This is a genomic window from Candidatus Photobacterium acropomis, assembly GCF_030685555.1.
Lineage (GTDB): Bacteria > Pseudomonadota > Gammaproteobacteria > Enterobacterales > Vibrionaceae > Photobacterium > Photobacterium lucens.
In genome coordinates, this window is the sequence record NZ_CP131609.1 from 2,368,353 (window position 1) to 2,383,506 (window position 15,154).

The 15,154-nt window shown below is 39.4% G+C and carries 11 protein-coding genes; 10 read left to right on the forward strand and 1 reads right to left on the reverse strand.

Annotated elements, in window-relative coordinates:
• The first annotated feature begins 213 nt into the window (after positions 1-213).
• The 5 genes from Q7657_RS17840 to budA all read left to right on the forward strand — a co-directional run bounded on the left by Q7657_RS17840 (position 214) and on the right by budA (position 7,388).
• Positions 214-1,371 (forward strand): vWA domain-containing protein, encoded by a 1,158-nt coding sequence (locus tag Q7657_RS17840; protein ID WP_258178220.1) that lies wholly within the window; start codon positions 214-216, stop codon positions 1,369-1,371.
• Positions 1,368-2,834 (forward strand): MltF family protein, encoded by a 1,467-nt coding sequence (locus tag Q7657_RS17845; RefSeq protein ID WP_107165240.1) that lies wholly within the window; start codon positions 1,368-1,370, stop codon positions 2,832-2,834. The genes Q7657_RS17840 and Q7657_RS17845 overlap by 4 nt, the downstream gene beginning before the upstream one ends.
• 661 nt (positions 2,835-3,495) lie before the next feature.
• On the forward strand, positions 3,496-4,686 hold the full coding sequence (locus Q7657_RS17850) for a NupC/NupG family nucleoside CNT transporter (RefSeq protein ID WP_053986757.1): 1,191 nt from the start codon (positions 3,496-3,498) through the stop codon (positions 4,684-4,686).
• A 303-nt stretch (positions 4,687-4,989) separates the two neighbouring features.
• The gene (gene alsS, locus Q7657_RS17855; protein WP_107165241.1) at positions 4,990-6,654 is read left to right on the forward strand and encodes an acetolactate synthase AlsS; all 1,665 of its coding nucleotides are present in this window, start codon (positions 4,990-4,992) and stop codon (positions 6,652-6,654) included.
• 14 nt (positions 6,655-6,668) lie between these two features.
• Positions 6,669-7,388, forward strand: coding sequence for an acetolactate decarboxylase (gene budA, locus Q7657_RS17860; protein ID WP_023931856.1), 720 nt, complete (start codon positions 6,669-6,671; stop codon positions 7,386-7,388).
• A 120-nt stretch (positions 7,389-7,508) separates the two neighbouring features.
• Here budA and Q7657_RS17865 read toward each other — a convergent pair whose 3' ends face one another.
• Positions 7,509-8,177 carry a hypothetical protein gene (locus Q7657_RS17865; RefSeq protein ID WP_053986760.1) on the reverse strand — a complete coding sequence of 223 codons (669 nt, stop codon included), beginning with the start codon at positions 8,175-8,177 and terminating at the stop codon, positions 7,509-7,511.
• A gap of 554 nt (positions 8,178-8,731) precedes the next feature.
• On the opposite strand from Q7657_RS17865, the gene Q7657_RS17870 reads away from it, so the two are divergent.
• The 5 genes from Q7657_RS17870 to Q7657_RS17890 all read left to right on the forward strand — a co-directional run bounded on the left by Q7657_RS17870 (position 8,732) and on the right by Q7657_RS17890 (position 14,925).
• Positions 8,732-9,958, forward strand: a complete 1,227-nt coding sequence (locus tag Q7657_RS17870; protein WP_107165242.1) for an NAD(P)/FAD-dependent oxidoreductase — start codon at positions 8,732-8,734, stop codon at positions 9,956-9,958.
• Between the two features lie 145 nt (positions 9,959-10,103).
• A complete protein-coding gene (gene gfa, locus Q7657_RS17875) occupies positions 10,104-10,709 on the forward strand; it encodes an S-(hydroxymethyl)glutathione synthase (protein ID WP_107165243.1) in 606 nt (201 codons plus the stop codon).
• Positions 10,710-10,871: 162 nt separating this feature from the next.
• Positions 10,872-11,441 (forward strand): S-(hydroxymethyl)glutathione synthase, encoded by a 570-nt coding sequence (gene gfa / locus Q7657_RS17880; RefSeq protein ID WP_107165244.1) that lies wholly within the window; start codon positions 10,872-10,874, stop codon positions 11,439-11,441.
• Between the two features lie 723 nt (positions 11,442-12,164).
• Positions 12,165-13,295 (forward strand): S-(hydroxymethyl)glutathione dehydrogenase/class III alcohol dehydrogenase, encoded by a 1,131-nt coding sequence (locus tag Q7657_RS17885; protein WP_107165245.1) that lies wholly within the window; start codon positions 12,165-12,167, stop codon positions 13,293-13,295.
• Between the two features lie 385 nt (positions 13,296-13,680).
• Positions 13,681-14,925 (forward strand): dicarboxylate/amino acid:cation symporter, encoded by a 1,245-nt coding sequence (locus Q7657_RS17890; protein ID WP_107165246.1) that lies wholly within the window; start codon positions 13,681-13,683, stop codon positions 14,923-14,925.
• The last annotated feature ends 229 nt before the right edge of the window (positions 14,926-15,154 follow it).

Genomic DNA, 15,154 nt, shown 5'->3' on the forward strand with positions numbered 1-15,154 from the left:
CCCATCACTTATATCAACACCCATTACTCATCATTTTTATCATCACTTTACGGTAACTCCGTTAGAAAAATGTCATCGCTAAATTCAGCAAAAAAAGCACATACCAACCATACTTAGAAAGTTGGAATTACCATGAACACGAAGTTTAGTGTTTAACACCTTGATATGCGAGACATTATGCTAATACGACTTTTATTCCTTAGTATTATATTCATGGCATCCGTCCCCACCTATGGTAGCAGTGAACAACAGCCACCTCCTCTTGTCTTACCTGAGATTCTACAACCTGATAAACCAACACCAAATGTAACACCATCACCTTTTGTAAGAACAGGTCCGACAATTCAAGTCGCTATTTTATTAGATGCGAGTGGCTCAATGGGCGGATTAATCGATCAAGCCAGAGAGCAAATCTGGTCAATCATTAATGCCATTGCACTGGCAAACAAGCATGATAAACCCGTGACATTGCAAGTTGGGCTGTTTGAATATGGTGTAGAACATCAATCAAAACATGATGGGTATATGCGTTTACTGTCGCCATTAACCTCAGATCTTGACCAATTTTCTGAAGCATTATTTGCAATCAAAATTGGTGGTAGTAAAGAATATGCACCTAAAGCGATTCAAGAAGCGACGAATCGATTACAGTGGAGCCAACATCCTGACGATTTACGCTTAATTATCATTGCCGGTAACGAAGAGTTTCAACAAGGTGATATCCCTATCAGTCACGCAGTGCCATTAGCTGTCAGTAAAGGGATCATTATCAATTCGCTCTACTGTGGAAATCATGCAAAAGGCCGTGATTTACAATGGGCAACCCCTGCGCTTTTAGGACATGGCCGCTATCTCAATATCGATCATAAGAAAGACGCCCCTCGCATTGAAACACCTTATGACGACGAGATTATTTTATTAGGGCAAAAGCTTAACGATACCTATATTGGTTATGGTGCTAAAGGTAGCAGTAAAAAGCAGCAGCAAATTGTTCAAGATAGCAATGCCTCTTCGCTATCTAAATCAAGCAGTACCGAACGCAGTATTGCGAAAGCAGGCAAACAGTACAAAACCCAAGATTGGGATCTAATCTCGTTAGCGGAAGAAAATTTAAGCCAAGGCATCGCGCAAGCCAAAAAAGATCAGCTACATTTTAAAGGGCTTAATAATGAAGAAATCAGTAAAAAGCTCAAACAAAAAATCAGTCAACGACAACACATACAACAGCAAATTGCTGATTTAGAAAAACAGCGTAACAGCTATATAAAACAAGCAAAAAATAATAACACCAACAAAACTGATGACTTGGGAAATGCGATCATTTTAACCATTCAGGATCAAGCTAAAACAAAAGGCTTTAGTTTCCAATGAACGCACAACACTATAAACGGATCCGCACATGGTGGATCTGTCTTTCCTTACTGCTCGCTTCATTTAGTGCCGTAGGGCTAACCCTCTCCCCACTAGCAGGTCCGACGTACACTGGTGATTTGGCTGTATTAGAAAAAAAGCGGGTTATTCGCGTGTTAGTCTCTGCCGATCTAGGGTTTTACTACATCGAAGATGGCTTACCAAAAGGGATCATTGCGGAATTACTCCATCACTTTGAACTCGATATTCATAAAACCAAACCTAAACTGAATCTACAAGTGATCCCGGTTCATCGTGATCAACTGTTAAAATACCTTGTTGCTGGATATGGCGATCTTGCGGTGGCGAATTTAACTGTCACAGAGCAACGGAAAAAAATGGTCGCTTTTAGTGATCCCGTACTTAGTGATATCAATGAAGTGATTATTAACAACCTTGATTCTCCTGAAATCACGGACATCGTACAGCTTAGCGATCAGGAGATCTGGGTAAGAAAAAGTTCGAGTTATTATCAAAGCCTACTCGAAGTAAATAACCGCCTCTTGCTACAACACCTCCCCCCGATGAAAATCCAGTTTATCGAAGAAACGTTAGAAGATTATGAATTGCTAGAAATGGTCAATCTAGGGCTAATGAACATGACCGTGCTTGATGAGCATAAAATGAAAATATGGAAAGATTTATTACCTAAACTACGAATTAATACCGCCTTTGTATTACGTAGTAATGGAGAAATTGCATGGGCTATGCGCAAAGACAGTCCTAAATTAATGGCACTGGTCAACGATTATATCGCACAAGTAAAATCTGGAACTTTATTAGGTAATGTTATTTATAACAAATATTTAGACAGCCAAGGTTGGATAGATAACCTACTTAGTGATAATAATATAGATAAAATGGAGAAGCTCTCTGATCTGTTTTACAAGTACGCCTCTGAATATAACTTTGATTATTTGATGATGATGGCACAAGGCTTTCAAGAGTCGGGCTTAAATCAGCATAAAGTGTCAAATAAAGGTGCCGTTGGTATCATGCAAGTATTACCAAGTACCGCCCGTGACAAATATATTGATATTCCAAATATATATAATTCTAATAACAATGTTCACGCAGGTATTAAATATATGCGTTACATTCAAAACAATTACTTAGATGATAATCGCCTTAATTATGACAATAGAATGTACATGACATTAGCTTCTTATAACGCAGGTCCTGGTAATATTCGAAAAATGCGTCGCTATGCTAAAGAAAGTGGTTATAACCCTGATATTTGGTTCAATAATGTAGAGATTGTAACGAGAAAACATATCGGTAAACAGCCCATCGTCTATGTGACTAATATCAATCGCTATTACATTGTTTATAAGCAACTAATGAGCTTGAAGAAATACCGTGAGAAAGGCGTAAAACCCTTTGCTCCCCCTTACCGATTTGATACTCCGAACGTGCTTGATTAAGGGTATTTTCTTACGTTGATAAGCCATCTATACAAGCTATCAACGTAAGTTAAACCCGCGCATTATTTAGACTTCAATCGTTTGTTCAGTCTGGTGTCATTGCGTTGTTCATGTTTATGGAAATACCATAACTTGCGATTTTTAGATGATTTTTTCATCTCTTACTTTCCACAATAGAATAAAATTAAAACAATTTAATTTTTTGATGCAAGGATGTATTGAATCATATTCTTCAAAAACTGATATTTTTTTATTCCAAAAATAATTTTCCAAATTTAATAAATACAATTAAAAATAACAATTTAAATACATATAAAACACAAGTGTTGAATTAACACTCAAATTATTCACTCCTCATCTTATAAATATTCAAAAAATTCCATTTCTAATGCTGTTAACTAAAAACTGAGTGAGATCCACTTCACACATATACCATTTCAGCATATTGCCGATAAGAATATTTAGGCGTATAACGACAGCTCAGTAAATACGGGGCTCTTTCGATCAGCAATCGTTTGCCGCAATCGTGATTCTTTGAAACATCTTTATTGGTGTTAATTTCACCAGCTTAAAAAATGAGATTTGAATCACTTTTAGAAAGAAAGAAATGATTAACCATAAATATATTGATTGATAAGCATCACACTGAGAGCAAACCTACATGGTCTATCTACATTTCATTTTTGGGCTAGTTGTTATTGCAGCCCTAGCACTTGTTGCGAGTAACAACCGAAAAAATATTAAGTTCAGATACATTCTCCAATTACTCATTATTGAAATGGGATTAGCCTACTTCTTATTGAACTCATCAATGGGTACAGGGATCGTTAAAGAGTTTGCCGATGGCTTTAATGGTTTATTGAATTTTGCAGCAGAAGGCACGAACTTCGTTTTCGGTAATCTTGCAAATAATAATGCATTCAACTTCTTCCTTAACGTGTTAATGCCAATTGTCTTTATTTCCGCATTGATTGGTATCCTTCAGCACATCCGACTCCTTCCTCTTGTTATCAAAGCACTTGGCTTCCTACTTTCTAAAGTTAACGGCATGGGTAAACTTGAATCCTTCAATGCCATCAGCGCGTTAATGGTAGGTCAATCTGAAAACTTCATTACCTACAAAGATATTCTTGGCAAGATGTCAGAGCGTCGTATGTACACCCTTGCTGCAACGGCGATGTCAACAGTATCTATGTCTATCGTAGGTTCTTACATGAAGCTTATCGATCCGAAATTTGTTGTTGCGGCACTGTTTTTAAACATGTTTAGCACCTTCATTATCCTATCGATCATTAACCCATATGATCACGAAGCAGAAATGAATATCGATGAGATGATGAAGGCAGAAAGCGGTGAGAAACTAACCTTCTTTGAAATGTTGGGTGAATACATTCTTACAGGTTTTAAAGTTGCGGTTATTGTTGCTGCGATGCTGGTTGGCTTTATCGCACTCATCTCGATGATCAATGCTGGTTTCAGCGCTGCATTTGGTATTAGCTTCCAAGATATTATCGGCTACGCTTTCTACCCATTTGCATGGATCATGGGTATCCCTGCTCATGAAGCCCTACAAGCGGGTAGTATTATGGCAACCAAACTGGTTGCTAACGAATTCGTTGCAATGATATCACTGCAAAAACAAGTGGGTGAGCTATCAACACATACTGTTGGCATCGTTTCTATCTTCCTTGTGTCATTCGCTAACTTCAGCTCTATCGGTATCCTTGCTGGTGCTGTTAAAGGGGTTAATGAAGAAAAAGGTAATATGGTGGCACGCTTTGGCTTACGCCTTCTTTATGGCTCAACCCTAGTGAGTTTCTTATCTGCTTTAATCGCCGGTATCATGATTTAATCTCACAAGCAGCTCCCCCATCAACGCCAGTCACCTTGACTGGCGTTTTTATTTCAGCCTGATTGTCTTACAAACATGACAATATTGATTACCGCTCGTCTATTTATTGTTCCCTTCCCATACTCCTAAAGTCACACGCTTAACAGCGAAACATTCGCCACTATGTTGGAAAATTAACTTCCAATTTCAGATATTTAATTTGTATGACAAATAATTAGAATTGCGGCACTCATCACATAAATTTCGAATTAACGAAGCATGTCCTGAGCCTAATTAACTAATAACAATAATTTTGAGGCTTATATGTCGGATAAAACCATTTCTGGTGCTGAACTTGTCGTTGAAACCCTAAAAGCACACGATGTACCCCATATCTTTGGTATTCCTGGTGCGAAGGTTGATGCCGTTTTTGATGCCGTTTGTGATAACGGTCCTGAAATCATTATTTGTCATCACGAACAAAATGCCGCGTTCATGGCAGCAGCAACAGGTCGTTTAACAGGTAAGGCTGGTATCTGTTTAGCAACCTCAGGTCCTGGTGCATCTAACTTAGTCACTGGTGTCGCAACCGCTAACAGTGAAGGTGATCCTGTTGTTGCACTAGCAGGTGCTGTACCGCTTTCTATGTATTCACACAACACACACCAATCGATGGACACTCGCTCACTGTTCAATCCGATCACTAAGTTCTCCGCAGAAGTCATGGACAGTGCTTCAGTGCCTGATGTGGTACACAAAGCATTTCGTATTGCAGAGCAACCAACCCAAGGGGCTAGTTTTGTCAGCTTGCCACAAGACATTCTAACAAATCGTATCCCATACCAACCTGTACAGCAGCCGAACCCTATTCTATTTGGTGGTGCACATCCACAAGCGATCCGCCAAGCTGCAGATCGTATTAATGCCGCGAAAAATCCCGTGTTATTACTGGGTATGGATGCAAGCCAACCTTTTGTTGCTGACGCTATTCGCCAATTGTTAAAACAGACCCCTATTGCGGTTGTGAACACCTTTGCCGCAGCTGGTGTGATCTCACATGATTTATACAATTGCTTCCTAGGTCGTGTTGGTCTATTTAAAAACCAACCGGGTGATATTGCGTTAAACAATGCTGATTTGATCATTACCATTGGTTACAGCCCAATTGAATATGATCCGATCCTTTGGAATAAAGATGCCAATACCCCAATTATTCATATTGGCTACCAACAAGCCGATCTCGAAATTAGCTACAACCCTGTGTGCGAAGTGGTGGGCGATCTTGCTGTTTCTGTTAGCTCCATTGCGAGCGAGCTTGATAAACGTGAATCACTAGAGCATAACCAGCAGATTCAGCTACTTCGTCATGATCTACAAAACATCATGCAAATGGGTGCGAATAAAACATCACGCCATGGTGTTCACCCTCTTCGCTTTGTTCACGACCTACGCCGCTTTGTCAGTGACGATACCACTGTGTGTTGTGATGTAGGCTCTATCTACATATGGATGGCGCGATACTTCCACAGCTTTGAGCCTCGTCGCTTACTGTTCAGTAATGGTCAGCAAACATTAGGTGTCGCACTGCCTTGGGCTATTGCTGCCTCTTTATTACATCCAAACGAGAAAGTGATTTCAATGTCTGGCGATGGCGGCTTCCTATTCTCATCCATGGAGCTTGCGACTGCCGTTCGCCACAAATGTAATATCGTGCATTTTGTATGGACAGATCACAGCTACGACATGGTGAAAATCCAGCAACTTAAAAAATACGGTCGTGAAAGTGCGGTTAGCTTTATGGGGCCTGACATTGTGAAATACGCTGAAAGCTTCGGTGCACACGGTTTAGCCATTAACACTGCTGACGATATTGAACCAGTATTGCGCAAAGCAATGAGTTTAAGTGGCCCTGTATTGGTTAACGTTAACGTTGATTACAGCGATAACAGCCGCCTACTTGATCAACTACACCCTTGCCAACAAGATTAATCACGGAGCTTTTTATGAGTAACTCAACCAACAATAAGACGTTTTACCAAACCTCCATGATGAGTGCGCTCATTGCTGGCTTATATCAAGGGGATTTCACTATCGGTCAATTACTTGATCACGGTAACTTTGGTATTGGTACTTTCAATGATCTTGATGGTGAGATGATTGTGATGGGTGATGAAGTTTATCAATTGACGAGTACAGGTGATGTTCACCTTGTTGATCATGACATCACAACCCCGTTTGCTTCTGTGGTTAACTTTGCACCAACAGACAAACTAAGCTTAATTGAGCTGAGTAAAAATGAGTTTGAAGCGTGTTTAGAACAAGACTTATTAGCCCATAACGCCATTAATGCGATTCGTTTAACCGGTAAGTTCTCATACGTAAAAACCCGTACAGTACCAGCACAGCATCGTCCTTACCCACCAATGGTAGAGGTGGTAAAACATCAGCCTATCGCTGAAATGACTCACGTCTCAGGGGTTATGATTGGTTTTAAAATCCCCGACTACATGATTGGTATTAATGTACCGGGTTTCCACTTCCACTTTATTAGTGATGATCGTACTCAAGGTGGTCACGTGAGTGATTTCATTTTGACTGAAGGCGAAGTTGAAGTTGAAGTGTTTAAAGATTTCCACTTACGTATGCCAGCCTCACAAGAGTTTGACCAAGCCGATCTTCATCCTGAAGATTTGAAAGCTGCTATTCATGTAACAGAGAAATAATTATTCATTTTCTCCTTATGAGCTTTGCAACTCATAAACCATAAAAAGGAGCCGTAAGGCTCCTTTCTTATTGATGTTTTCATACCTAAGTAACTTCAAGATGCTTGGGTATATATCAACTTATTGCTTTTCACTTAACTTAAAGTTATTGAGATCAAATACCCAAGTCTGGGCAGGGTTACCCGGCAAAGCGACTGTGATATCGTCTTTATTATTGGTAATTGTTGGCATATCACTGCAATTCCCAAACTCTGTTGTGATCAAAGGGAGTGAATCTTGCCTTGCCACAACGTACATGAACATGGCAGGACAAGCTGTGCCGCCTGTCGATAACCAAATCAAACTCACCTTGCCATCAGCGATAGGAAACTCTTTTTCAACGCCTAGATTGCCGTACTCGTCCGATGCATAAATTTCGTTATCATCTAAATATAAACTCGCAGTACCATCTCCAGTACTTTTGGTAAATTTTAATGGTTTGGCTTGTGGCGCTTGATCAAACTTAGGCTGAAAATACTGACTTTTATCGGTGTAAGTTAATATCGCCCCTTTTAATGTGATCTCTTGCCCCACCTTATCCATAATAAAAGGCTCGTTATTTTCATTAATACGTAATTCAAAGCTGTTCCCTTCAGGGGTAACTAACCAATAATTAAGTGTCGCATAATTTAATTTCCCCGTTAGTTTCGCTGGGATCATCGATTCTAGCTCTGCCCCATGAGCTGGCACTGCCGCTACAGCTCCAAGTAACAGTAATGATTGAAGAAATAACTGAGATTTTTTAAACATAGTAAAGCCTTCCAATGACATAACATCGACTAGTAGCACCTTTCCACTACTATTATCGCTGTATGTTACGCTCAAAAGCACTGATTTGTATGATGTATATCAATAACCTTTAATATCTCTTTATCCTTTTGTTTTTTAATCATATTTGATGATTTAGTACGATCACTTTTGATATTCACTACAGCTATAACAATAGAAAACCAACCCAACTAAATATCACGATATTCCCAAAAGACATTTTATTATTACCAATTAGTAAAGGTTATTTATGATTTATGGGTATTATCAATTCATAAGAAATAAATATACTAAGCACCATCACAGCAAAGTTAGTTTGTTTAAAAAAAATGACGCTTTGGCTCACAAAACTTGAATTTTGATGAATTTAATTGTCTTATATCAAAGAAATTCATCTCACAAATGATAGGGCATACCATTCCATATAGGTATACCCCAAAAATTAAACGAGTAGCAACGGATTAGCTCATTGATTTAACGATGGTAAGAACCATCCCCTGAGGAATGAAGTCCAGGGTGCCTTTTGAGGAATTCGTATGTCACGAATCGTTATTGTAGGTGGCGGTGCCGCAGGTTTAGAGTTATCGACTCTATTAGGAAAAACCGTACGTAAAGAAGATGAAATCATTCTTGTAGAACCAGAAACACACCACTTCTGGAAACCACGTCTACACGAAATCGCAGCAGGTACTTTTGATAGCGATCTTGATACAGTTTGTTATTTCACCCATGGCGCACGCCACGGCTATCAACACTATCAAGCAGCTATGACAGATGTTGATCGTGAAAACAAGATGCTATCAGTACGTCGTCCAGACGGCACTGAAGCGGCAATAAAATACGATTACCTTATCATTGCAATCGGTGCGGTAAGTAATGACTTTAATACCACAGGTGCTAAAGATCATTGTTTATTCTTAGATTCTGCAAGCCAAGCGCGTCAGGCATGGCACCAAGTAAGTCAAATTCTTCGTGCAAGCGAAGATCGTACAGTAAACATTGTTGGTGCTGGTGCTACAGGTGTTGAGCTTGCGGCAGAGCTAGCACGTGTAAGCCAAAAACTACAACGCTACAATGGTGCACCGCTTCATATCAACTTGATTGAAGCTGCTACTCGCGTATTACCTAATAGCCCTGAAAAAATGTCTGAAAAAGTACTCAAAGAGCTAGAGCGTAATAACGTGAACGTGCTTTTGGACACACGTATTCGTGAAGTAACAGACAAAGGTATGCTAACTGTTGATAACCGCGAACTGGATGCTGATGTTCAATTCTGGGCAGCAGGTGTTAAAGCACCAGATTGGCTAAACGGTATTGGTGGCTTAAGCTACAACCGTATGAACCAAATTCAAGTAAATGCGAACTTAACAACAACCGTTGACGACAGCATTTTTGCACTCGGTGACTGTGCATCTATCCCACAAGCGGATGGCAGCTTTGTTCCACCTAAAGCACAAGCAGCAAACCGTGCAGCAGTACACCTAGCGAAAAGCTTAGGCGGTATGCTACGTGGTAAACCATTAACTGACTTTGAATTTAAAGACAGCGGTATGGTTGTAGCAGTAGGTCACCACTTTGCAGTCGGTTCGTTTGCTCCAGGCTCAAAGATGGAAGGTAAAATGGTACTGCAAGGTCGTTTAATCCGTCGCTTATACGATACGATCTTCCGCCTACACCAGCGTACAGTTACTGGTATGTTCACTGTTTCACGTTTAATGATTGCTAAACGTCTTAAAGCGGTATTTAAGCCAAACGGCATTTAATCTGTACATTGCCTTTCAACTATAACGGTCAATATTACGACTATATTGACCGTTATTAATCTCTCTGATTTAAAATATAAATATCTAAAATCCTACTATTTTTATTAATAGTGAATCTGCACATCTAAATTAAATAAGTATAATAATGCTAAATCTATTTGCTAAATTTTTTAAACCTAAAAACAAGCCGACTATTATTAATATTCACCCTGCTGTTAATCATGGTCTTAACCCAACAAATAACACATTAAATGGTGGTAAATTACAATGCCATTGTCGACATAATAAAGTCGTTGTTAATTTAGAATCACAAACAGCACATAATCATATTTGTGGTTGCTCTAAATGTTGGAAGCCTAACGGTGCTTTATTTTCACAAGTGGCGGTTATTCCTCGTGACAAATTAAACGTAACCGCTAATGCTGATAAATTAGCGATTATTGATGATGCAACAGTGATCAAGCGTTATGCATGTAAAGACTGTGGTGTACACATGTACGGCCGTATCAAAGACACAAACCACCCTTTCTATGGCTTAGACTTTGTGCATACTGAGCTATCACCAACACAAGGCTGGTCTGCACCAACATTTGCCGCCTTTGTTTCTTCAATCATTGAGACTGGCACTGAATTGAAAGACATGGCAGCTATTCGTGCTCGCATTGAAGAATTAGGTATGGAATCTTACGATTGCTTATCTCCAGATCTAATGGATGCTATCGCTACCCATATTGCACAGCAAAACAAGTAATAATTAATTTCATTATTTCAAAACAGTAATAATCATTTACTGGAATGCTTATTGTTTAATAGCGTTAACAATTTAAAATACTTTTATTCTCTAATTAAACATAGTTAGTTGAATAATTAATATAAAATAAATAATACCCTACAAATAATTAAGAATACTAATATGACTATTAAATTACATCCATCCATTGATAATGGTTTTAAACCAACTAAAGAAAACTTTGCTGGTGGCGTATTAAACTGTAAATGTGAAAGCAATACAGTTCGCGTAAAACTTGCAGGTCAAACAGCACATAACCATGCTTGTGGTTGTTCTAAGTGTTGGAAACCTGAAGGTGCAATTTTCTCTCAAATCGCTGTTATCTCTCGTGACAATGTAGAAGTTATTGCTAACGCCGATAAGTTAGTGGTTGTTGATGAAAATGCAGTAATCAAACGTCATGCATGTAAAGAGTGTGGTGTACATATGTACGGTCGTATCGAAGATACTAACCACCCATTCTATGGTTTAGACTTTGTTCACACTGAGCTTTCTACTGACGAAGGTTGGTCTGCTCCTGAGTTTGCTGCTTTTGTTTCTTCAATCATTGAAACAGGCACAGATCCTAAAGATATGACTGCTATCCGTTCTCGCCTTAAAGAGCTAGGTCTAAATCCTTACGATTGCCTATCTCCAGCACTAATGGACGCTATCGCAGCTCACGTTTATGCTCAAAACCATAAAGACGCATAATCAATAAAACAAATCCAATAACGTTTTAAGCCCGAATCTTACCGCTAGGATTCGGGCTTTTTTCGATACTAAGCCTTCGTAAACTGCAAAATTATCTCACCTCGTTATTTTCCTGCTTCCAAAGCATCTTAGGGACTGAATAAGAAAAAGGTCTTCATGCAGTTCAGAATGCATAAAAAATCAGTTTCTCATCTGCGTATAATGGTAGAGTCACGCATGAAAGATTGCCCCAACTGATGTCCAACTTATGTAACAAGCGATTATTTGCATCTACGAAAGCAAAAAATTTTATATTAGATGATGTGAAATCTAAACGTTTAGTTTTGCTTCAATACACTATTATTTACTTCTCCTTTCAAATACCAATAAACGATTCCACCACATCAAACGAAATCAAAACATCAGAATAATAAAAACAACAAATACAATTAAATATCAATCAGTTAAAATAAATAAAGCAATAATCAAGCATTCCTTATTATCATAAACTACACTAGCCTATAGGTGTTCTATCATAGGTAGACACCGTTTTTTTATGCTTATAGATCAAGAAATAATTCGCAATTATTACCATTAAGTAATAATAATTTTCCATTTGATGGGATTATCAATAGGTAAGAAATAAATATAATGGTGCCATCAAGACGACATGGAGAGATAACTTTTCATGTCGACACGAACAAGAAAATCGCCATAAAGTTGGCTTAACGGAGTGAATGAAAAATGACTGATAAATTTATCAAATCAAAAGCAGCAATTGCATGGGGTCCTAAACAACCTCTTTCTATCGAAGAAGTAGATGTAATGCTTCCTCGTAAAGGTGAGGTACTAGTTCGCATCGTTGCTACTGGTGTTTGTCACACTGACGCATTCACCCTATCTGGCGACGATCCAGAAGGTATCTTCCCTGCAATCCTTGGTCACGAAGGTGGCGGTATTGTTGAAATGGTTGGTGAAGGTGTAACTGGTCTAGAAGTTGGTGACCACGTTATCCCACTTTACACTGCAGAATGTGGTGAGTGTAAATACTGTAAGTCTGGTAAAACAAACCTATGTCAAGCTATCCGTGAGACACAAGGTAAAGGCCTAATGCCAGACGGCACAACACGCTTCTACAAAGATGGTCAACCTATCTTCCACTACATGGGTTGTTCAACTTTCTCTGAGTACACTGTTCTTCCTGAGATTTCGCTAGCGAAAATCAACAAAGAAGCACCATTAGAAGAAGTATGTCTACTAGGTTGTGGTGTAACTACAGGTATGGGTGCGGTACTAAACACGGCTAAAGTTGAAGAAGGTAGCACTGTTGCTGTATTCGGCCTAGGTGGTATCGGTCTAGCAGCTATCATTGGTGCAACAATGGCTAAAGCAAGCCGCATCATTGCTATCGACATCAACGAAGACAAGTTCGACCTTGCTCGTAAACTAGGTGCAACTGATTGTGTTAACCCTACTAAGTTCGACAAGCCTATCCAAGAAGTGATCGTTGAGATGACTGACGGTGGTGTTGACTACTCATTCGAATGTATCGGTAACGTAAACGTGATGCGTTCTGCACTTGAGTGTTGTCACAAAGGCTGGGGTGAGTCTGTAATCATCGGTGTTGCAGGTGCAGGTCAAGAGATCTCTACTCGTCCATTCCAACTAGTAACGGGTCGCGTATGGCGTGGTTCTGCATTCGGTGGTGTTAAAGGCCGTTCAGAGCTTCCAGGTATCGTAGATCGTTACATGGCGGGTGAGTTCCAGTTAGATGACTTCATCTCATTCAACATGGGTCTAGACAAGATCAACGAAGCATTCGATCTGCTTCACGAAGGTAAGAGCATCCGTACTATCATTCACTTTGATAAGTAATTTGCCTCTTATTTAAGCAACATCCTGTCTTCGTAACGACTGCCTGTTACGAAGACAGGCGAGATTTTTATCTCACACCTTTGTTCAAAACCAGCTACGGATCAGCACTTCCTCTTTTAACGAAAGTCATACTAAACCGAATTTTTTCAGTCAGTCGTAAAGACAACAAACTTATCGTTAATTGAGAATTGGCATTTGCCACGCTCTGGTACTTAGTGTCAGAGCGTTTTTTCTTATACAAAGAAGTTATATCCAAGTGATTTCAATCGTCAGTGTTAACCATGACAACAAGCTCCACACTGCACCTTGAGGTTACTTAGCTATAACTACTCTAACTATTATATTTTTTAATTTTTATTCTCAACGAACGTTACAAGAGATTCTCATGCATCGCCGTTTATTAAAATCACTACCCTTTCAGCTACTTATAGCTGGCTTGTTAGCATGGGCGTTAGCAACACTGCTACCACTATCGTCAGAGTTTGAAACAAGCACAACATTCAAGCTCCTTATGCTATTAAAAACCACTTATATTGGTTTACTTAAAATGCTTGTTGGTGCCGTAGTGCTGTTTTCATTACTGCGTGGTATCACTAGCATTGGCTCTACCATTAAATTAAAAGCATTGGGTCTAAAAACAGTTTCGTTTTATGCCTTTACCTCAACACTTGCTATTGCATTAGCCCTAGGTGTTTCACTGTCACTGCCAAAGTGGCCACAATTAGTTGATACCTCAAAAGTTCATGTTGGTGATCATGTTCAATTAATTGATCAAACGTCGGCTTCTGGTGGCGCGATTGTTGAAAAGCTCTTTAACATGGCATTGGTAAACCCTTTCCAAGCCTTAGCAACAACTAACTTATTAGCGATTGTCGTATTTGCACTGTTACTGGGTATTGCACTGCTAGCAAGTTTGCCAGAGAAACACCCTGTATTTGAAGTTATAGATGGTATAAACAGTGCTGTTAACCGTGTGGTATCGTGGATCATCAAGCTAGCACCACTGGCTGTTTTTGCGATTGTTTTCCAATTTACCCTACAAAGCGGTAATGCCATTTTTGGTGAGCTTGCCCGCTTTGCGTTACTGGTATTTACCCTAACCTTTATTCATGGTGGTTTTGTTTTACCTATCATTGCAAAAGTGGTGACGGGTATTAAGTTCAAAGACTTGTTTAAAGCGCTGTCTGCACCAATGGCGATGGCATTTGCAACATCATCAAGTTCGGCAACACTGCCTCTTTCTATGCAAACAGCAGAAGAAGAGCTGAAGATTTCACAATCCACCAGCAGTATGGTATTGCCGTTAGGCTCTATTATGAATATGGATGGTACCGCGCTATTTGAAGGCGTAGCAGCTATCTTCCTAGCTCAGCTTTACGGCATCGATTTAGGCACAGGCGGTTTGATCATGATCTTTATCATGGCAATGGTTTCTTCTGTTGGTGCCCCAGGTATGCCATCAGGATCAATGTCAGGTATGCAGTTAGTCATGCTCGCTGTCGGTATCCCTTTAGAAGCGATTGCCATTCTACTGGTGATTGAGCGCCCATTAGATACCTTCAGAACAGCCGTGAATGTTGAAGGTGATTTAATTGCCGCATTAGTTGTCGATAAATGGCAAAACAAGTAATCAATTCAGAAAAGTGCATCAAATAACGTAATATTATGATGCACTTTTTCTTTTGACATTATTTTTACCGTTCAATAAAATCACCTCCACTGAGTCCCTTCTCAGTTGCAACACCATTCTTAACATCCTTTATATCACTAGGACTAAAATACTTACTTTGTTTATTGCAGGACGTTGATACAACTTAGGTTCAGTATTACTTGGTATGTTATGGAGCATAAAGGAACGC